This window comes from Pseudomonas sp. XP2 (assembly GCF_053557975.1).
This window is the reverse complement of record NZ_JBNRIK010000022.1, coordinates 64343-82468: the sequence shown is the minus strand read 5'-3', so window position 1 is coordinate 82468 and position 18126 is coordinate 64343. Positions and strand designations below refer to the sequence as shown.

Here is an 18126-nt window from a genome sequence, read left to right as displayed (position 1 = left end):
CACAAGGCTGCTCCTGCAAAAAGCAGGGCAGCGAGGCTGGCTTAACGGGAAGCCAGCAGCGCCTTGCCACGAACAACGGCAGCACGTACCTGCGCCGGTGCCGTACCACCAATGTGGTCACGGGCATTCACCGAGCCTTCCAGGGTCAGCACGGCAAACACGTCCTGCTCGATCTGGTCGCTGAACTGGCGCAGTTCATCCAGGCTCATCTCGGCCAGGTCCTTGCCGGTGTCCACACCGTACTTCACCGCATGGCCAACGATTTCGTGGCAGTCACGGAACGGCAGGCCACGGCGTACCAGGTAGTCGGCCAGGTCGGTGGCGGTGGAGAACCCGCGCAGGGCCGCTTCACGCATGATGGCATGCTTGGGCTTGATCGCCGGGATCATGTCGGCAAACGCACGCAGCGAGTCGCGCAGGGTGTCGGCAGCGTCGAACAGCGGCTCCTTGTCTTCCTGGTTGTCCTTGTTGTAGGCCAGCGGCTGGCCTTTCATCAGGGTCAGCAGGCCGGTCAGCGCGCCGAACACGCGGCCGCTCTTGCCACGTACCAGCTCTGGTACGTCCGGGTTCTTTTTCTGCGGCATGATCGAGCTGCCGGTGCAGAAGCGGTCCGGCAGGTCGATGAACTGGAACTGCGCGCTGGTCCACAGCACCAGCTCTTCCGAGAAGCGCGACAGGTGCATCATCGCCACGCTGGCAGCGGCGCAGAATTCGATGGCGAAATCACGGTCCGACACGCCGTCCAGCGAGTTGCCGGCCACGGCTTCGAAGCCCAGCAGCTTGCAGGTGAGCTCGCGGTCGATCGGGTAGGTGGTGCCCGCCAGCGCGGCGCTGCCCAGGGGCATGCGGTTGGTGCGCTTGCGGCAGTCGACCAGGCGCTCGTAGTCGCGGCTGAGCATTTCGAACCAGGCCAGCAGGTGGTGGCCGAAGGTGACCGGCTGGGCCGTCTGCAGGTGGGTGAAACCGGGCATGATGGTTTCGGCTTCACGCTCGGCCTGCTCCAGCAGGCCCTGCTGCAGGCGGGTGATTTCGGCCAGGATCAGGTCGATTTCGTCGCGCAGCCACAGGCGGATATCGGTGGCCACCTGGTCGTTGCGGCTGCGGCCGGTGTGCAGCTTCTTGCCGGTGATGCCGATGCGGTCGGTCAGGCGTGCTTCGATGTTCATGTGCACGTCTTCGAGGTCGACGCGCCAGTCGAACTTGCCGGCTTCGATTTCGCCCTGGATGGTCTTCAGGCCATCAATGATGGTGTCGCGCTCGGCATCGCTGAGCACGCCGACCTGCGCCAGCATGGTGGCATGGGCGATCGAACCCATGATGTCGTGGCGGTACAGGCGCTTGTCGAAATCGACCGAGGCGGTGAAACGGGCGACGAAGGCGTCGACGGGCTCACTGAAGCGGCCGCCCCAGGACTGATTGGTCTTGTCGGTGCTCATGGATTCACTCATTGCAGGCGTGAACGAAAAAGTGGCGCCGATAATAGCAGGGTTGGGCTGGCTGCCGCAGGGCGCCGGTCGACAGAAATGCCCGGAAAATGGCAGAGAAGGATTTTAAGGAATGAACGGCAGTGTTCCACGGACCGTCTACAGTTGGACAAAGGACTGGCGGTGAATCTGCCGTCCGAGTGAATCTTTGGCCATCGCACCGGTCTAGAGCGTGACCGCAGTGTCGCTCGAACCACACCTGTCTACGCTATACCTGTGCGAGACTCATTCAGGAATCCAGCGCAATTATGAATGTCCTGATCGTTGATGACGAACCCCAAGGCCGTGAACGCCTCAGCCGGCTGCTCGGCGAACTGGAGGGTTACACCGTGCTGGAGCCTAGCGCCACCAACGGCGAGGAGGCCCTAGCGCTGATCGAAAGCCTCAAGCCCGATGTGGTCCTGCTGGACATCGGTCTGCCAGGCCTGGATGGCCTGCAGGTAGCTGCTCGCCTGTGCGAACGCGAGGCGCCGCCGGCGGTGGTGTTTTGCACCGGGGATGATGAATACGGTGCCGAGGCATTCAAGGACAGTACCCTCAGCCATGTGAACAAGCCGTTCCAGGCCCAGGCGTTGCGCGATGCCTTGCGCAAGGCCGAAAAACCCAACCGCGCCCAGCTGGCGGCGCTTACCCGGCCGGCCAACGAAGGTGGCGGCCCACGTAGCCACATCAGTGCCCGCACCCGCAAAGGCATCGAGTTGATCCCTTTGCCGCAAGTGATCTACTTCATTGCCGATCACAAGTACGTGACCTTGCGTCATGAAACCGGGGAAGTGCTGCTCGACGAGCCGCTCAAAGCCCTGGAAGACGAATTTGGCGAGCGCTTCGTGCGCATCCACCGTAATGCGCTGGTCGCCCGCGAGCGTATCGAACGCCTGCAGCGCACCCCGCTGGGGCACTTTCAACTGTACCTGAAAGGCCTGGACGGCGATGCCCTGACCGTCAGCCGCCGGCATGTAGCCGGCGTGCGCAAGATGATGCAGACCCTCTGATACGGTGCCCGCATGGCAAGGGCTGCGCCCTTGTTCGCGGGTAAAGCCGCTCCCACAGGTTGAATAGGCCTGGAGAGCGGCACTTCACCCTGTGGGAGCGGCTTTAGCCGCGAAGAGGCCCTCAACTGATCCACATCTGCAAGCGATAAAGGAGATGCTGTTATCATCGGCGGCATTTCTCTGGATCGGGGCGTTCCATGTCCACTCGCGAAATCCGCATTGCCACCCGTAAAAGTGCCTTGGCCCTATGGCAGGCCGAATACGTCAAAGCCCGCCTCGAGCAGGCCCACCCCGGTCTGCTGGTGACCCTGGTGCCCATGGTCAGTCGTGGTGACAAGCTGCTCGACGCGCCGCTGGCAAAAATTGGCGGCAAGGGCCTGTTCGTCAAGGAACTGGAAACCGCCCTGCTGGACAACGAAGCCGACATCGCCGTGCATTCGATGAAAGACGTGCCCATGGACTTTCCCGAAGGCCTGGGCCTGTACTGCATCTGCGAGCGCGAAGACCCGCGTGATGCGTTCGTTTCCAATACCTTTGACAGCCTTGAAGCGCTGCCTGCCGGCAGCATCGTCGGTACCTCCAGCCTGCGCCGCCAGGCCCAGTTGCTGGCGCGCCGCCCGGACCTGCAAATCCGCTTTCTGCGTGGCAACGTCAACACTCGCCTGGCCAAGCTGGACGCCGGCGAGTACGACGCCATCATCCTCGCCGCCGCCGGCCTGATCCGCCTGGGCTTCGAAGACCGCATCACCGCCACCATCAGCGTTGACGACAGCCTGCCAGCTGGGGGCCAGGGCGCAGTAGGCATCGAGTGCCGCAGCGCGGACGTCGAGATCCATGCACTGCTGGCGCCGCTGCACCATGCCGACACCGCCGACCGGGTGGTGGCCGAACGGGCCCTGAACAAACGCCTGAATGGCGGCTGCCAAGTGCCGATCGCCTGCTACGCGGTACTCGAAGGTAACCAGCTGTGGCTGCGAGGCCTGGTCGGCCAGCCTAGCGGCGGTACCCTGCTGGTGGCCGATGCCCGTGCCCCCCGTGCTGCTGCCGAGACCCTGGGTGTACAGGTGGCCGAAGACCTGCTGGACCAAGGTGCCGAGGCCATCCTCAAGGAAGTCTACGGCGAGGCCGGCCACCCGTGAGCCAATGGCGCCTGTTGCTGACCCGGCCTGCCGAGGATTGTGCGGCACTGGCGCAAAGCCTGGCGGCAGCGGGGGTGGGCAGCAGCTGCCTGCCGCTGCTGGCGATAGAGCCCGTCACCGCAGAGCCCCGGCAACGACTGCTTCTGGAGGGCCTGCATGGCTTTCAGGCGATCATCGTGGTCAGCAAGCCGGCTGCCCGGTTGCTGCTTGAGCATCTGGCCAAAGCCGGCACGCAGCCGCCTCGGCAAGGCTGGTTCACCGTGGGTGAGGCAACCGCTGCGGTGCTGCAAGGGGCCGGGCTGGCGGTGAGCACTCCGTCGCGTGGCGATGATAGCGAAGCCTTGCTGGCACTACCGGCCCTGCTTCAGGCAGTTGCCGTGCCCGCAGCGCGTGTCTTGGTCGTTCGCGGCGTCGGAGGTCGCGAACTGCTGGCAGAGCGTCTTGCCGAGCAAGGTGCTAGTGTCGAATATCTGGAACTGTATCGTCGCTGCCTGCCGGTTTACCCCGCAGGCACCCTGAAGCGCCGCATCGAAGCGGAACGCCTCAATGGCCTGGTGGTCAGCAGTGGGCAGGGTTTTGAACATTTGCAGCAGCTGGCCGGCGCCGATTGGCCGCAGCTGGCACGCCTGCCGTTGTTCGTGCCCAGCCCGCGGGTAGCCGAACAGGCCAGGGCCGCCGGGGCCCAACAGGTTGTGGATTGCCGTGGCGCCAGTGCCACGGCCTTGCTGGCAGCCGTGCAGCGCAGCGCTGCACCTGCTTCTTAAGGCGCTAAGCTGAACGCGATGCGCCCCCATGCAAAGGATGGATACGTGAGCGAGACTGTCTTGTCCAATAACGATCAGCCGTCGGCACAGGCGCCGGCGGAACCCGTCACCGCCCCACCTGCCAAGCGCTCCGGCAGTGGCCTGGCAGCGCTGGCCTTGCTGCTGGGTGCGGCCGGGGTGGCGGTAGGTGGCTGGGGTGTCTGGCAGGTGCGTCAACTGCAAGGCAGCGAGTTCAATCAGGGCCAGCACATCGAGGCGCTGAACCAGCGCGCCGAAGCCCTGCAGCAGCGCGAACAGCAGATCAGTGCGCAACTGGCCAGCCTGCCGGCTGCCAGCGAGCTGGAAGACCGTCGGCGCCTGGTGGCGCAGCTGCAGGGCGACCAGCAGCGCCTCAGCCAGCGCCTGGAAACCGTGCTGGGAGAGAGCCGCAAGGAGTGGCGCCTGGCGGAAGCCGAGCACCTGCTACGCCTGGCGACCCTGCGCCTGTCGGCCTTGCAGGACATCACCAGCGCCAAGGCACTGGTCGAAGGCGCCGACGAGATCCTGCGCGAGCAGAGCGACCCGGGTGCTTTCGCGGCCCGCGAGCAACTGGCGCGCAGCCTGGCCACGCTCAGCAGCACCCAGCAACCGGACCGTACCGGCCTGTTCCTGAAACTGGCTGCTCAACGTGAGCAGGTACAGCAGCTGAGCGCGCAATCGCCCGAGTTCGACAGCAATGCCGATGCCTTGGGCGCCCTGACCGCTGACGGCGATGGTGCCAGCCGGCTGTCGCAGTGGTGGGCAGAAATCTCCAAGTACTTCCAGATCGACTTCAACGCTGACGAAAACGTGCGGCCGTTGCTGGCTGGGCAGCAGCTGAATCAGCTGCGCCTGGCCCTGAGCCTGACCATCGAGCAGGCCCAGTGGGCGGCCCTCAATGGTGACGCCAAGGTATACACCCAGGCGCTGGACGACGCTCGCAGCGTCTTGCTGGCCAACTTCAACGCCGACAACCCGCAAAGCAAGGCCATGCTCGACAGCCTCAATGCCTTGGCCGATCAGCCGGTGTCGGTGGTTACCCCCGACCTCAGCGAAAGCCTGGCGGCCGTGCAGGCCTACATTCAGCGCCGTCACCTGCCGGCCGAGGCTGAAGGGGGCAAGCCATGAAGCGTGTCTACCTGCTGGCCGTGCTGGCCATCGTGATTGCCGCGGCGCTGGGTATCGCGGTCGCCAAACACAGCGGCTACGTACTGCTTTCCTATGGAAGCTTCCGCTATCAATCGGGGCTGTGGGCGGCATTGGCCGGCCTGCTGGCCGTGGTCGCATTGTTGTGGTTGTTGCGTTATCTGGTCGGCCTGGTGCTAACCTCCAGCGGCGTGGTCAACCCGTGGTCGCGGCGTAACCGCAGCCGGCGCATTCGCCTGGCCATCGAACAGGGCCAGCTGGACCTTGCCGAGGGCCGCTGGGCCAGTGCTCAACGCCACTTGCAACGTGCCGCCGAGGCCGAGCGCCAACCGTTGCTGTACTACCTCGGCGCCGCACGCGCTGCCAACGAGCAAGGCCGCACCGAAGACAGCGACAACCTGCTGGAGCGCGCCCTGGAGCGTCAGCCGCAAGCAGAACTGGCCATTGCCCTGACCCATGCGCAGTTGCAGATGGACCGTGGTGAAAATGATGGCGCCCTGGAAACCCTGTTGGCCATGCAGGAGCGCCACCCGCACAACACCCAGGTGCTGCGCCTGCTGCAGCGCCTGCACCTGGAGCGTGGTGACTGGTCGGCACTGATCCGCCTGCTGCCAGATCTGCGCAAGGGCAAGGTGCTGCCGGCCGCCGAGCTGGCCGCCCTGGAGCAACGTGCCTGGGGCCAGAACCTAAGCCTGGCCACCACCCGTGGCGAGGACGCGCAAACTGCACGTCAGGCCTTGGAACGCGCTTGGCAGCAGCTGACCACGGCCCAGCGCCAGGAGCCGCAACTGGTGCTGGCTTACGCCGAGCAATTGCGCCAGGTGGGTGCCCAAGGCGAGGCCGAGCAAGTGCTGCGCACCGCCCTCAAGCGTGAATACGAAAGCCACCTGGCCCGGCTGTACGGCCTGGTGCGCGGTGATGATCCGGCGCGCCAGCTGCAAACTGCTGAAGGTTGGCTCAAAGAGCACCCGCAAGATGCCAGCCTGCTGCTGACCCTGGGCCGGCTGAGCCTGCAGAACCGCCTGTGGGGCAAGGCGCGAGACTACCTGGAAAGCAGCCTGCGCACGGAGCGCAACCCCGAGGCTTGCGCCGAACTGGCCCGCCTGCTCGCGGGTCTTGGCGAGACCGAGCGCAGCAACCAGCTGTTCCAGGAGGGCCTTGGCCTGCTGGACGAACGCCTGCTGGCGCTGCCTTTGCCAGAAGGGGTACGCGCCTGACCCACCCCACAGCCCGCGCCAAGGTGCGGGCTGTGGGGGCGGGTAATTTATCTCTTGCGGCCAGCGCTATCAGCAGTCCCTTTCTTCAGGTGCTTCCTACTGCATCGCTGGAAATTTCCTACGCGATTCAGGGACTTGTCGTTGTTGTCGTGCCTTGAAACAAAGCGTGTCTTTCCTCTACCGTTTCAAGTCACCACTTCTTGCGGATCTTCAACGTCCATGCTGCCGGCCCGTTTGCGCACCTTTTTCCTTCCTGCCTGCCTGGTCGCACTGGCGGTGCTGGTTGCGTCTTTGCGCCTGGAAACCACAGTGGGGCTGGTGCCGTGCCCATTGTGCTTCAGCCAGCGTTTGTTGCTTGGTGTGTACGCGCTGCTGTGCCTCGCAGCCGTGCTGCAGGCACCGGGCACGCAGGGTACCGTTCGTTACGCGCAGGGGGTACTGGGCTGCTCGCTGGCGGGCGCTTTGCTGGCAGCACGGCATGTCTGGGTGCAGGGCGCTGAGGGTGTCATTCATGTTTGCCCGGTGCCGATCGGGCGGGTGTTCGAGCAATCCTGGGCTGAGGCAGCACGGCAATTGCTGCTGGGTGGGCCTGATTGCAGCTCGCTGACCTGGAGCTTTCTCGACCTGACGTTACCGGAGTGGAGCCTGTTGGCCTTCCTGCTTCTGGCGGTGCTGCCCCTGAGTTACCTGCTGGCGTATCGTTTCCGCACCCTGGCACGAGCATGACCTGAAGCAAGGCCACGTCATTACCGCGACCAATGGTGATGTAACAGGGGATTAAACACTTGTATGAACTTTGTCTGCTGCGTACCTTGATGGGCAGCACGCGTGGGAATAATCTCCCAGCACGCATACCGAAAATACAACTGCTCGATGCCGTCCTGCTGATGTCACCTTTGTGCCGCACGGTTGTGGTGCGGGGTGCAGCGGCATCTACCCAGAAGGGAAGAGATCGCCATGCTCGATAGTTGTCAGAACGCCCAGGAACGCTGGGGTGGGGTTCACAAGCTGATCGACCGTTGGCTGGAGGAGCGCCGGCAACTGGTGCAGGCTTTCCGCGGCTTGCGCGATTTGAAGCCAGCCTTTGCCGACAAGGACACCAACGGAGACTTTTGCGCACTTCTGGTCGACTACGTTTCGGCGTGGCACTTCGAAGTTTGCGAGCAGCTGGTCAGCGAGGCCAAGGCTTTCGGAGACGAGAAAGCGCTGAAGCTGGCTGAAGAACTCAACCCACGGATCAACGACAGTACCCAGGTCGCACTGGCCTTCAATGACCAATGCACCAAGGGTGAGTGCAAGGACACCGAACGCTTCGCCGAAAAGCTGGGCAAGTTGGGCGGGCTGTTGCACGAGCGCTTCGAACTTGAAGACTGCCTGATCGAGGTGCTGCACAACGCACACAAGGAAGAGGGAGCAGTCCAGGCGTGAGAGTTGACGTCAGTCGCCAACCGCCAGCAATTCGATCTCGAACACCAGGGGTGTATACGGTGCGATAAGGTCACCCGCGCCTTGCGCGCCATAGGCCTGCGCCGACGGAATTACCAGGCGCCATTTGGCTCCGGCGTGCATCCTTGGCAAGGCCACCTGCCACCCTTCGATCACCGAGTCCAGGCTGAACCACTGGGGCGTCTGGTTCTGGTCGAACACAGAGCCATCCGGCAGCCTGCCCACATAACGTACCTGCACTTTGCCGCCCGCTTTGGGCTGGGCGCCAGTGCCTGGCTGCAGCTCGCTGTAGAGCACACCTTCCGGTAGTTCGCGTACCCCATAACGGCCACGCTCGTTGGCCATGAAGCGCGTTTCGGCTGCCTGCAACTTCTGCGTGGCGGCGTCACCTGCCTGTGCTTCGTGCTGCTGGAGCACGGCCTGCATGCGTGCCTTGTCGAGCTTCAGGGGTTGCCCCTGATAGGACTGCTTCAGGCCTTCGACCAGTGCATCCAGTTGCAGGCCAGGCATATCCTGGCGCAGGCGCTCACCCAGGCTGGCCCCCAGGCTGTAGGCAAGGTCATGGTCGTTGCTGTCGGCCATTGCAACTGGCACCAGCAGGCATAAACCTAATACAAGATATCGAGGCAATGCCCTGACTCCCAAATATCAGCAATGATTAATTCAGCAACTACACTTTCACGCAGCTGCAAGATAACAACTTTGCCCAGGCATGCAACGCGGCGTAAATATTACTGTCAACATGCCCTAGCGGCGGTAGCAGCAGAAGCATAGTATGAGCCGCAATCTCGTCAGCCAGGAGGTAAACCATGTCGGCCAAAAAGAAGCCAGTAAGTACGCCGTTACACCTGCTCCAGCAACTTTCGGGCAGCCTGCTCGAACACTTGGAAGATGCCTGCTCGCAAGCGCTGGCTGATGCGGAAAAACTGCTGGCCAAATTGGAAAAGCAGCGTGGCAAGGCCCAGGAAAAACTGCACACCGGTCGCCTGAAACTGCAGGATGCCGCCAAGGCGGGTAAAGCCAAGGCGCAGACCAAAGCGCAAAAAGCCGTTGGCGAACTTGAAGAGCTACTCGATTCCCTCAAGGAACGCCAAACCCAGACCCGTACTTATATCCAGCAACTCAAGCGCGACGCTCAGGACAGCCTCAAGCTGGCCCAAGGTGTAGGCAAAGTTCGCGAAGCAGCCGCCAAGGCCCTTGACCTGCGTGCCGCCAAAACCACCAAGCCTGCTGCTGCCAAGCCAGCTGCCAGGTCCACTGCTGCTGCCAAACCTGCCGCTAAGCCAGCTGCCAGGTCCACGGCTGCTGCCAAACCTGCCGCTAAGCCAGCTGCCAGGTCCGCTGCTGCTGCCAAACCTGCCGCCAAGCCAGCTGCCAAGGCCACTGCTGCTGCCAAACCTGCCGCCAAGCCGGCTGCCAAGGCTACTGCTGCTGCCAAACCTGCCGCCAAGCCGGCTGCCAAGGCTACTGCTGCAGCTAAACCTGCCGCCAAGCCGGCTGCCAAGGCTACTGCTGCAGCCAAACCTGCGGCCAAGCCAGCTGCCAAGGCTACTGCTGCGGCCAAGCCAGCGGCCAAAGCCACTGCTGCCGCCAAGCCTGCTGCCGCTGTCAAACCTGCCGCCAAGCCAGCGCCAGCCAAAGCTGCTGCCGCGAAATCCGCTGCTAAACCAGCTGCTAAACCAGCTGCTGCCAAGGCTCCAGCACACACGGCCGCCAAGCCAGCTGCCGCCAAGCCTGTTGCCAGCAAGCCAGCCGACGCCAAACCTGCTGCGCCAGCCGCCAGCACCCCGGCTGCAGCAACCAACTCGGCCAACCCGGCCTCGTCGGCAGCGCCGTCGGCACCCGCCAGCACCCCGGCTCAGGCACCCTCTTCGGCGTCCTGAAGCGCAGTCGCCGCGACGCGCAACTGATCCAGCGCGTCGTGGTGTCGGACAGGGGCCGGCGCCAGCCGGGCCAGCCAGTCGTCCGTGGGCTCCCTGGAGCCTGCGGGCCACTTTTGGGCGAATTCCTGCAAGCGCTCCAGCAAAGTTCTTTCTGCCTGCAACTCCAGCCCCTTCACCTGTTCACGCAACGACGCCAGCTGCGTATCTCCCAACGCTGCCGCTCGCCATTGCTGGCGCAGGCTGCGGAGTGGAGTGACCACTTCGCGCTGCCACGGCTCGGCCATTTCGTGCAGTGCTTGCACGCGCTCCTCCAGCACAGCCACAGCACGTGATTGCAGCCAGGTTGCGCATAGCAGCAGGCAAACATCGCCACCCTGCGCCTGCAGCTCAAGGCAGGCCGCTTCCACGCCAGGCCTGGCATACAGGGCCAAAGCGTAATTCCACAGGTCGGTGTGCATGGTTCCACTCGCGCTATGGGCCGAGGAAGCTGGTAGACTCCGCGACCATCATGATCAGACTATCCAACCTCACTTTACAGCGTGGTCCGCAGCGCTTGCTAGACGGCGCCGACATGACCCTGCACGCCGGTCACAAGGCCGGCCTGATCGGCGCCAACGGCGCCGGAAAATCCAGCCTGTTCGCCTTGCTGCGCGGTGAGCTGTCGCCCGATGGCGGCGATTGCCTGCTGCCTGGCGACTGGCGCATCGCCCACATGCGTCAGGAGGTCGACACCCTCGACCGCCTGGCCGTGGACTATGTGCTCGACGGCGATGCGCGCCTGCGCAAGGTCCAGGCCGAACTGGCCGCGGCCGAGCAGGCGCACGATGGCACCGCCCTGGCGCGCCTGCACAGTGAGCTGGAAGGCGCCGACGGCTATACCGCCGATGCCCGCGCGCGCAAATTGCTGGCTGGGCTGGGCTTCACCAACGAGCAGATGGACCGCCGCGTCGGCGACTTTTCCGGCGGCTGGCGGATGCGCCTGAACCTGGCCCAGGCTCTGATGTGCCCGTCCGACCTGCTGCTGCTCGACGAGCCCACCAACCACCTGGACCTCGACGCCATCCTGTGGCTGGAAGACTGGCTCAAAGGCTACCCCGGCACACTGTTGCTGATCTCCCACGACCGTGACTTCCTCGACGCGGTGGTCGACCACGTGCTGCACGTCGAACAGCGCAAGCTGAACCTGTACAAGGGTGGTTACACCGCCTTCGAGCGCACCCGTGCCGAACGCCTGGCGCAGCAGCAGCAGGCCTACGAGAAGCAGCAGGCGCAGCGCGCGCACATGGAAAAGTACATCGCCCGTTTCAAGGCCCAGGCCACCAAGGCCCGCCAGGCACAAAGCCGGATCAAGGCCCTGGAGCGCATGGAGGAGCTGTCGGCGGCGCATGTCGACTCGCCGTTCGACTTCGTCTTCCGTGAGTCGCAGAAAATCTCCAGCCCGTTGCTGAGCATGTCCGAAGGCCGCCTGGGTTATGGCGACACGGCCATCCTCGACAAGGTCAAGCTGCAGCTCACCCCAGGTGCGCGCATTGGCCTGCTCGGGCCCAACGGCGCCGGCAAGTCGACCCTGATCAAGAACCTTGCGGGTGAGTTGGAGCCGTTGTCTGGCCGCCTGGTACGTGGCGAGAACCTGGCTGTTGGCTACTTTGCCCAGCACCAGCTGGACTCGCTGGACGACAAGGCCAGCCCGCTGCTGCACCTGCAGCGTATTGCCCCCACCGAGCGCGAACAGACCCTGCGCGACTTCCTCGGTGGCTTCGACTTCCATGGCGCTCGCACCGACGAGCCGGTTGTGAACTTTTCCGGTGGCGAAAAGGCCCGTCTGGCGCTGGCGCTGATTGCCTGGGAACGGCCAAACCTGCTGCTGCTCGATGAACCAACCAACCACCTTGACCTGGAAATGCGCCTGGCGCTGACCATGGCGTTGCAGGAGTTTGCCGGTGCCGTGGTGGTGGTGTCTCACGACCGTCACCTGCTCAAGAGCACCACCGACGACTTTTTGCTGGTGGCCGACGGCAAGGTCGAAACCTTCGACGGAGACCTGGACGACTACAGCCGCTGGCTGGTCGAGTACCGCCAGCGCAGTGCGCCGGTCAGTACCGCCCCGGTCAACCCGGACAAGACCGACAAGAAAGCCCAGCGTCAAGCTGCCGCGGCCTTGCGCCAGCAACTGGCACCGCACAAGAAAGCTGCCGACAAGCTGGAAACCGAGCTCAACCAGGTGCATGTGCAACTGGCCGAGATCGAGACCGCGCTGGGTGACGGTGGCCTCTACGAGGCGGCGCGCAAGGACGAGTTGCGTGACCTGCTGGCGCGCCAGACCAAGCTCAAGCAACGCGAAGGTGAGCTGGAAGAAGCCTGGATGGAAGCGCTGGAAACCCTCGAAAGCATGCAGGCCGAACTCGAGGCGCTGTCCTGATGGAGGAACTGCGTTCGCTGCTGCCAGGGCAATGGATGGACACGTTCTGGCTGGGCTTGCAGATTCTGTTGATCCTGGTCGCGGCTTTCGTCCTGCAGCGCATCGTTGCGCGTGGGTTGAGCCGCCTGGGCCAGCGTTACCCGCTGCCGCCAGAACTGCTGGTACCGGTGCGTGGTGGCCTGCGCTGGCTGATCATGGGCAGCGCGCTGCTGTTCGTGCTCGAGCGCCTGGGCGTTTCGGCGACCGTGCTGTGGACGGCGTTGTCCGGCTTTGTCGCGGTGGCGGCGGTGGCGTTCTTCGCCATGTGGAGCGTGCTGTCCAACCTGCTGTGCGCGGTGCTGATCTTCACGGTCGGGCCGTTTCGCATCGGTGATGTGGTCGAGCTGGTCGACACGCTGGACAAACCGGGGGTGAAAGGCCGGGTGATCGCCATCAACCTGCTGTTTACCACCTTGCTGGAAATGCCCGATGCGGGCGGGGCGCTGGTGCAGGTGCCCAATAGCCAGTTCTTCCAGAAGTCGGTACGGCGCTGGCGCGGGGCCGAGGTGCAGGCCTTGCACAAAGAAACAGCTGCCGAAGCTGACTGAACCTGTACTGGCCCCTTCGCGGGCATGCCCGCTCCCACAGGTATCCCGCAGGGTCTGAAACTGCACCGTACTTGTGGGAGCGGGCGCGCCCGCGAAGAGGCCGGCACAGGCCCCAAAAATCCATCAGAAATCGCTGGTTATTTTTTCACCAAAACCTTAGCTTAACGATTTGCAACAAATGTTCGAGCGAGGTGTGTGATGTCGATGGAAGTATGGCTGGGCTTCTTTGCCGCCTGTTGGGTAATCAGCCTGTCACCCGGTGCCGGGGCGATTGCCTCGATGTCCAGCGGCCTGCAATACGGCTTCTGGCGTGGCTACTGGAACGCCCTGGGCCTGCAACTGGGCCTGATTGTGCAAATCGCCATCATTGCCGCCGGCGTCGGCGCCATCCTGGCCGCCTCGGCCACGGCCTTCCAGGTCATCAAATGGTTCGGCGTTGCCTACCTCGTCTACCTGGCCTACAAGCAATGGCGCGCCTTGCCGATGGACATGTCCGATGAGTCCGGCGTGCGCCCTATCGGCAAACCGCTGAGCCTGGTGTTCCGCGGGTTCCTGGTCAACGTCAGCAACCCCAAGGCGCTGGTGTTCATGCTGGCGGTGCTGCCGCAGTTCATCAATCCGCATGCACCGCTGTTGCCGCAGTATGTGGCGATCACTGTGACGATGATCAGCGTGGACATGCTGGTGATGGCGGGGTACACCGGGTTGGCTTCGCGGGTGTTGCGCCTGCTGCGTACGCCCAAGCAGCAGAAGCGCCTCAACCGGACTTTTGCCGGGTTGTTCATTGGTGCGGCCACTTTCCTGGCGACCCTGCGCCGCGCACCTCTCTGACAGACCGCTGGGGCCTGGTCCGGGCCCCAGCCCTATTTCTGCTTGTCTACCAACCCTGTCAGCAAGTCCACCGGCATCGGGAAGACAATGGTCGAGGTCCTGTCCCCCGCAATAGCCCCCAGCGTCTGCATATAGCGCAACTGCATTGCCCCCGGTTCCTTGCCCAGCATTTGCGCCGCCTGCATCAGCTTCTCTGACGCCTGCAACTCCCCCTCGGCATGGATCACCTTGGCCCGCCGTTCGCGTTCGGCTTCAGCCTGCCGGGCGATGGCGCGTACCATCGATTCGTTGAGGTCGACATGCTTGATCTCGACGTTGGCCACCTTGATGCCCCAGGCGTCGGTTTGCGCGTCCAGCACATGGCGAATGTCCCCGTTCAGTTGCTCACGTTCGGCCAGCAGCTCATCCAGTTCGTGCTTGCCCAGCACCGCACGCAGCGTGGTCTGGGCCAACTGGCTGGTCGCTACCAGAAAGTCCTCCACCTGGATTATCGCCTTTTGCGGGTCGAGCACGCGGAAGTAGAGCACCGCGTTGACCTTGACCGAGACGTTGTCGCGGGTGATTACATCCTGGGGTGGTACATCCAGCACCACCGTGCGCAGGTCGACCCGCACCATTTGCTGGATCACCGGGATCAACAGGATCAACCCCGGCCCCTTTACCTGCCAAAAGCGCCCCAGCTGAAACACCACACCGCGCTCGTACTCGCGCAGGATGCGAAACGCCGACAGCAACAGCATCGCCAGCACGATCAGCACGGCACCAAAACCAACTTGCATGAACATGGTCATTCTCCTTGCACCGCAGGCGCGGCGGGGCTCACGTCCAGCATCACGCCATGGCGTGCGGTCACCCGCACGTTCTGGCCAGCTTGCAGCGGCGTTGCGCACTGCACTTGCCATTGTTCGCCTTGTGCCAGCACGACGCCACGCAGCGGGTTGCCTGCCATCACCTGGGTGACGGGAACCAGGCTGCCGACAAGGCCGGCGTCACCGCTGACCAGTGCCCGTTGACGTGCCTTGAGGGCCATGCCCAGCACGCCGCCGATCAGCAGCGCCGAAAGCACTCCCAGGGTGCCTATCAAGGCCAGCGGGATGCCGAAACCGGGTGCATCGGTATCGATCAGGATCAGCGCGCCGACCACAAAGGCCACGATGCCGCCAAAACCGACCACGCCGAAACTGGGCAGAAAGGCTTCGGCGATCATGAAGGCGATACCCAGCACGATCAGCGCCACCCCGGCGAAGCTCACCGGTAACAGTTGTAGAGCGTAAAGTGCCAAGAGCAGGCAGATACCACCGACCACACCACCCACCGTAGACCCGAGGCTCATGAATTCGAACAGCAGCCCGTACACACCGATCATGATCAGAATAAGCGCCACGCTGGGGTTGGTGATGACCGCCAGTACCCGTGTGCGCCAATCCGGCAGGTGCTCCACCAGGCTGGCGCTGGCGGTGTGCAGCTGGCGTGGCTGGCCAGCGACCACCAGCGTTTTGCCATCGAGCTTGCGCAGCAGGGCGGGCAGGTCATCGGCGACCTGGTCGATCACATTCAACCGCAAGGCCTCGCTGGCAGGCAGGCTGACGGCCTCGCGCACGGCCTTCTCCGCCCAGTCGGCATTGCGCCCGCGCAGCTGCGCCAGGCCGCGAATATACGCAGTGGCGTCGTTAACCCGCTTGCGTGCCAGGGTTTCATCATCGCTGCCCTTGGCCTTGTCGTCTTTGGGCGCACCTGGGGGGCCGCCGATCTGCACCGGCGTGGCAGCACCCAGGTTGGTCCCGGGGGCCATCGCGGCGACATGGCTGGCGTAGAGAATATAGGTGCCGGCGCTGGCAGCGCGGGCACCGCTCGGGGCGACGTAAGTGGCAACCGGCACGGGGCTGGCGAGAATCGCTTTGATCATCTGACGCATGGCGCTGTCCAGGCCACCGGGGGTGTCCATGCGGATCACCACCAGTTGCGCGCCCTGTGCCTGGGCCTGCCCGAGGCTGCGAATCAGGTAGTCGGCGCTGGCCGGCCCGATGGCATCATCGATGCCCAGCACCCACACTGCACCGGGCGCTGCCTGGCCACCTGGCGTGATGCCAAGCAGTAACAGCAGCAACAGCCAGCGCCAGCAGCGGGCGATCACCTGTCGTCACCTCGTTTGCCCCTATTACACAAGTTTAGCCCTGGTTGGCGTTACCCCGCCTAAAATTACAGATTGGGGGTGAAACCGGAGGTGCATCATGCGTATGGCAAAGACCCTGCAGGCCCGCCTGGACAAGGCCAACTGCGACTACGACATCATTCCCCATCCACACTCGGCCACCAGCCTTGAGTCGGCGCGCACGGCCGGCGTACCCGCCGAGCGGGTGGCCAAGTCGGTGATGCTCGATGACCGCCATGGCAACTACATCATGGCCGTGCTACCGGCCAACCGGCATCTGGACATGACCAAGGTGCGCATGTCCGGGGCCTGGCAACTGACCCGCGAAAGTGGCCTGCCGAGCCTGTTCGGCGACTGCGAGCGCGGCGCCGTGCCGGCCCTTGGCGACGCCTACCAGATAAAAATGTTGCTTGATCCGAGTCTTACACGCCAGGGCGATGTCTATCTGGAGGCGGGTGACCACGATCACCTGATCCACATGAGCATGGAGCAGTACATGAAATTGGTGCCGCACGCCGAAGTGCGCGAGCTGTGCTGATGCTCTCAACCTATACCAGTCTGGCGTCGTCGATGCCCAGACTGGTGCCCAGGAGGAACCATGGACAAGCCGATTCATCCATTTTCGGAAATTTTCAAACAATTGGGTCTTCCCGACGACCCGGTAGAAATCGATCGTTTCATCACCACCCATTCACCGCTCGATGAGGATGTGAAATTGGTGGACGCGCCATTCTGGAACGACTCTCAACGCGCTTTTCTCAAGGAAAGCTACACCGCCGACGCTGATTGGATACCCATGATCGACCAGCTGAACGAAGCGCTGCATCCCCGCAAAAAATAAAGCGCCGAGCGGCACCTGACGTGTGATTGGCCGTTGCTATGCTCAGGAAAACAATAAGGGGATAGCGCGATGAAAGATCCCTATGCACCAGGCTTCTGGTGCTCCGTGACGATCCTGGGCACCCTGACGGCCAGTTACTTCTATGGCATCAGGCAGACGCAACAGATGAACCAGGCGGTGCATTTCCTGTATGCGGCTGCGGCTGTCACCGTGGCGGTGGTACTGGTGGCGCTGACCTGGATCGCCTGGCAGCAGTTGCACCTGAACAAGCGCGAAGTGATTCAGGGGCGAACGTTGCTGACCATCTGGAACACCAAGGTGGCGCTACGCCGCGTCGAGACGGTATTCGACCGCTATTTCTGGGGCAGCTACTGGCATTCCGGCCGCACGTTCGAAGAAGTCATGGGCGAGCTCAAGGGGACACCGCTGGAGCAGAGCCTTGATGCCTTGAAGCGCCAGTGCCGGGTGCTCGACCGTGAAATCCATGACCACCATCACCATTGGCTGGCCAATGCCCGCGACCTGTCCAGCGTGGCCCAGGCCATGGCCCGTGAACGCTACCAGCTGGACCTGGGCGAGCCCACCTGCAGTGGCCATGGCAATACTGCAGTGGTCAACCGTGACCTGGAAGTGCTGGTGTACACCTGGTCGGCACGCCTTCGCAGCTTCGACCATCAACTGGATGAGCTTGAGCGCGCCTACCATTGAGGGGCGTCATTCGCCGCGGATGTACTGCTCCAGTTGCCGAATCAGGCTGGCCTGTTCGGTGATGGTTTCCTTGACCAGGTCGCCGATGGACAGCAGGCCGAGCAGTTTGCCGTTGTCGACCACCGGCAGGTGACGCAGGTGACGGTCGGTCATCAGGTTCATGCAGAAATCGAGCTTCTGCTTTGGCTCCACGGTGACCACGGGTGCACTCATGATTTCGCGCACCGGGGTGGCGGCGGAAGAGCGGCCCTTGAGTACCAGTTTGCGCGCATAGTCCCGTTCACTGACGATACCCACCACCTGGTTGCCCTCGACCACGGGTAACGCACCGACGTTTTTCTCCGCCAGCATTTTCAGGGCGTCAAGCACCGAGTCATCCGGGCCGATGGTGTATACGGTCTGGTGCTGGGACTTGGTCTTGAGGATTTGTTCGACGGTCTTCATACGGGCCTCTGCGGGTGAAAAAAGCGCTGTCTCGGAGTAACTAAAGCATCCGGCA

General features: G+C 63.4%; 20 protein-coding genes. 14 read left to right on the top strand and 6 right to left on the bottom strand.

Going from position 1 to position 18126, the window contains the following annotated elements; all coding sequences use genetic code 11:
* Positions 1 to 41 precede the first annotated feature (41 nt).
* Positions 42 to 1436, bottom strand: coding sequence for an argininosuccinate lyase (gene argH, locus ACK1VC_RS21380; protein ID WP_016484340.1), 1395 nt, complete (start codon positions 1434 to 1436; stop codon positions 42 to 44).
* Positions 1437 to 1732: 296 nt separating this feature from the next.
* Between argH and ACK1VC_RS21375 the strand changes: the two genes are divergently transcribed.
* The 7 genes from ACK1VC_RS21375 to ACK1VC_RS21345 all read left to right on the top strand — a co-directional run bounded on the left by ACK1VC_RS21375 (position 1733) and on the right by ACK1VC_RS21345 (position 8188).
* On the top strand, positions 1733 to 2476 hold the full coding sequence (locus ACK1VC_RS21375) for a LytR/AlgR family response regulator transcription factor (RefSeq protein WP_016484341.1): 744 nt from the start codon (positions 1733 to 1735) through the stop codon (positions 2474 to 2476).
* Between the two features lie 197 nt (positions 2477 to 2673).
* The gene (gene hemC, locus ACK1VC_RS21370) at positions 2674 to 3615 is read left to right on the top strand and encodes a hydroxymethylbilane synthase (protein ID WP_016484342.1); all 942 of its coding nucleotides are present in this window, start codon (positions 2674 to 2676) and stop codon (positions 3613 to 3615) included.
* Positions 3612 to 4379, top strand: coding sequence for a uroporphyrinogen-III synthase (locus tag ACK1VC_RS21365; RefSeq protein WP_016484343.1), 768 nt, complete (start codon positions 3612 to 3614; stop codon positions 4377 to 4379). The genes hemC and ACK1VC_RS21365 overlap by 4 nt, the downstream gene beginning before the upstream one ends.
* Positions 4380 to 4424: 45 nt before the next feature.
* Positions 4425 to 5525, top strand: coding sequence for a uroporphyrinogen-III C-methyltransferase (locus ACK1VC_RS21360; protein WP_016484344.1), 1101 nt, complete (start codon positions 4425 to 4427; stop codon positions 5523 to 5525).
* Positions 5522 to 6760, top strand: a complete 1239-nt coding sequence (locus ACK1VC_RS21355) for a heme biosynthesis protein HemY (RefSeq protein WP_191087145.1) — start codon at positions 5522 to 5524, stop codon at positions 6758 to 6760. The genes ACK1VC_RS21360 and ACK1VC_RS21355 overlap by 4 nt, the downstream gene beginning before the upstream one ends.
* 219 nt (positions 6761 to 6979) lie before the next feature.
* The gene (locus tag ACK1VC_RS21350; RefSeq protein WP_016484346.1) at positions 6980 to 7486 is read left to right on the top strand and encodes a disulfide bond formation protein B; all 507 of its coding nucleotides are present in this window, start codon (positions 6980 to 6982) and stop codon (positions 7484 to 7486) included.
* Between the two features lie 231 nt (positions 7487 to 7717).
* Entirely contained in the window at positions 7718 to 8188 is a 471-nt protein-coding gene (locus ACK1VC_RS21345; RefSeq protein WP_016484347.1) for an Rsd/AlgQ family anti-sigma factor, read from the top strand.
* Between the two features lie 9 nt (positions 8189 to 8197).
* Here ACK1VC_RS21345 and ACK1VC_RS21340 read toward each other — a convergent pair whose 3' ends face one another.
* A complete protein-coding gene (locus ACK1VC_RS21340) occupies positions 8198 to 8836 on the bottom strand; it encodes an FKBP-type peptidyl-prolyl cis-trans isomerase (protein ID WP_191087146.1) in 639 nt (212 codons plus the stop codon).
* A gap of 179 nt (positions 8837 to 9015) precedes the next feature.
* Between ACK1VC_RS21340 and ACK1VC_RS21335 the strand changes: the two genes are divergently transcribed.
* Entirely contained in the window at positions 9016 to 10089 is a 1074-nt protein-coding gene (locus tag ACK1VC_RS21335; RefSeq protein ID WP_191087147.1) for an AlgP family protein, read from the top strand.
* On the opposite strand, the gene ACK1VC_RS21330 is transcribed toward ACK1VC_RS21335, so the two are convergent.
* Positions 10065 to 10547, bottom strand: a complete 483-nt coding sequence (locus tag ACK1VC_RS21330) for a TIGR02444 family protein (protein WP_191087148.1) — start codon at positions 10545 to 10547, stop codon at positions 10065 to 10067. The two genes, ACK1VC_RS21335 and ACK1VC_RS21330, sit on opposite strands and share 25 nt — an antisense overlap.
* Positions 10548 to 10597: 50 nt before the next feature.
* Here ACK1VC_RS21330 and abc-f point away from each other — a divergent pair, with 50 nt between their 5' ends.
* The 3 genes from abc-f to ACK1VC_RS21315 all read left to right on the top strand — a co-directional run bounded on the left by abc-f (position 10598) and on the right by ACK1VC_RS21315 (position 13926).
* Positions 10598 to 12508, top strand: a complete 1911-nt coding sequence (gene abc-f, locus ACK1VC_RS21325) for a ribosomal protection-like ABC-F family protein (RefSeq protein WP_024717580.1) — start codon at positions 10598 to 10600, stop codon at positions 12506 to 12508.
* The gene (locus ACK1VC_RS21320; protein ID WP_016484352.1) at positions 12508 to 13095 is read left to right on the top strand and encodes a mechanosensitive ion channel family protein; all 588 of its coding nucleotides are present in this window, start codon (positions 12508 to 12510) and stop codon (positions 13093 to 13095) included. The genes abc-f and ACK1VC_RS21320 overlap by 1 nt, the downstream gene beginning before the upstream one ends.
* Positions 13096 to 13293: 198 nt before the next feature.
* A complete protein-coding gene (locus tag ACK1VC_RS21315) occupies positions 13294 to 13926 on the top strand; it encodes a LysE family transporter (protein ID WP_016484353.1) in 633 nt (210 codons plus the stop codon).
* Positions 13927 to 13958: 32 nt separating this feature from the next.
* On the opposite strand, the gene ACK1VC_RS21310 is transcribed toward ACK1VC_RS21315, so the two are convergent.
* Both ACK1VC_RS21310 and ACK1VC_RS21305 read right to left on the bottom strand, forming a co-directional pair.
* The gene (locus ACK1VC_RS21310; RefSeq protein ID WP_016484354.1) at positions 13959 to 14711 is read right to left on the bottom strand and encodes a slipin family protein; all 753 of its coding nucleotides are present in this window, start codon (positions 14709 to 14711) and stop codon (positions 13959 to 13961) included.
* Between the two features lie 2 nt (positions 14712 to 14713).
* A complete protein-coding gene (locus tag ACK1VC_RS21305; protein ID WP_449118037.1) occupies positions 14714 to 16060 on the bottom strand; it encodes an NfeD family protein in 1347 nt (448 codons plus the stop codon).
* Positions 16061 to 16157: 97 nt separating this feature from the next.
* On the opposite strand from ACK1VC_RS21305, the gene ACK1VC_RS21300 reads away from it, so the two are divergent.
* The 3 genes from ACK1VC_RS21300 to ACK1VC_RS21290 all read left to right on the top strand — a co-directional run bounded on the left by ACK1VC_RS21300 (position 16158) and on the right by ACK1VC_RS21290 (position 17627).
* On the top strand, positions 16158 to 16616 hold the full coding sequence (locus tag ACK1VC_RS21300) for an aminoacyl-tRNA deacylase (protein WP_016484356.1): 459 nt from the start codon (positions 16158 to 16160) through the stop codon (positions 16614 to 16616).
* Between the two features lie 60 nt (positions 16617 to 16676).
* Positions 16677 to 16919, top strand: coding sequence for a DUF2789 domain-containing protein (locus ACK1VC_RS21295; RefSeq protein ID WP_016484357.1), 243 nt, complete (start codon positions 16677 to 16679; stop codon positions 16917 to 16919).
* A 69-nt stretch (positions 16920 to 16988) separates the two neighbouring features.
* On the top strand, positions 16989 to 17627 hold the full coding sequence (locus ACK1VC_RS21290; protein WP_023048232.1) for a hypothetical protein: 639 nt from the start codon (positions 16989 to 16991) through the stop codon (positions 17625 to 17627).
* A gap of 6 nt (positions 17628 to 17633) precedes the next feature.
* Here the strand turns inward: ACK1VC_RS21290 and ACK1VC_RS21285 are convergent, their stop codons facing one another.
* A complete protein-coding gene (locus ACK1VC_RS21285; RefSeq protein WP_016484359.1) occupies positions 17634 to 18071 on the bottom strand; it encodes a CBS domain-containing protein in 438 nt (145 codons plus the stop codon).
* Between the last annotated feature and the right edge of the window lie 55 nt (positions 18072 to 18126).

Excerpts from the sequence above, each read along its gene's own strand:
- argH (WP_016484340.1), bottom strand. The coding sequence starts at position 1,436 with ATGAGCACCGACAAGACCAATCAGTCCTGGGGCGGCCGCTTCAGTGAG.
- ACK1VC_RS21345 (WP_016484347.1), top strand. The coding sequence starts at position 7,718 with ATGCTCGATAGTTGTCAGAACGCCCAGGAACGCTGGGGTGGGGTTCAC.
- hemC (WP_016484342.1), top strand. The coding sequence starts at position 2,674 with ATGTCCACTCGCGAAATCCGCATTGCCACCCGTAAAAGTGCCTTGGCC.
- ACK1VC_RS21355 (WP_191087145.1), top strand. The coding sequence starts at position 5,522 with ATGAAGCGTGTCTACCTGCTGGCCGTGCTGGCCATCGTGATTGCCGCG.
- abc-f (WP_024717580.1), top strand. The coding sequence starts at position 10,598 with ATGATCAGACTATCCAACCTCACTTTACAGCGTGGTCCGCAGCGCTTG.
- ACK1VC_RS21320 (WP_016484352.1), top strand. The coding sequence starts at position 12,508 with ATGGAGGAACTGCGTTCGCTGCTGCCAGGGCAATGGATGGACACGTTC.
- ACK1VC_RS21285 (WP_016484359.1), bottom strand. The coding sequence starts at position 18,071 with ATGAAGACCGTCGAACAAATCCTCAAGACCAAGTCCCAGCACCAGACC.
- ACK1VC_RS21290 (WP_023048232.1), top strand. The coding sequence starts at position 16,989 with ATGAAAGATCCCTATGCACCAGGCTTCTGGTGCTCCGTGACGATCCTG.
- ACK1VC_RS21350 (WP_016484346.1), top strand. The coding sequence starts at position 6,980 with ATGCTGCCGGCCCGTTTGCGCACCTTTTTCCTTCCTGCCTGCCTGGTC.
- ACK1VC_RS21375 (WP_016484341.1), top strand. The coding sequence starts at position 1,733 with ATGAATGTCCTGATCGTTGATGACGAACCCCAAGGCCGTGAACGCCTC.
- ACK1VC_RS21300 (WP_016484356.1), top strand. The coding sequence starts at position 16,158 with ATGCGTATGGCAAAGACCCTGCAGGCCCGCCTGGACAAGGCCAACTGC.
- ACK1VC_RS21310 (WP_016484354.1), bottom strand. The coding sequence starts at position 14,711 with ATGTTCATGCAAGTTGGTTTTGGTGCCGTGCTGATCGTGCTGGCGATG.
- ACK1VC_RS21335 (WP_191087147.1), top strand. The coding sequence starts at position 9,016 with ATGTCGGCCAAAAAGAAGCCAGTAAGTACGCCGTTACACCTGCTCCAG.
- ACK1VC_RS21295 (WP_016484357.1), top strand. The coding sequence starts at position 16,677 with ATGGACAAGCCGATTCATCCATTTTCGGAAATTTTCAAACAATTGGGT.
- ACK1VC_RS21330 (WP_191087148.1), bottom strand. The coding sequence starts at position 10,547 with ATGCACACCGACCTGTGGAATTACGCTTTGGCCCTGTATGCCAGGCCT.
- ACK1VC_RS21315 (WP_016484353.1), top strand. The coding sequence starts at position 13,294 with ATGTCGATGGAAGTATGGCTGGGCTTCTTTGCCGCCTGTTGGGTAATC.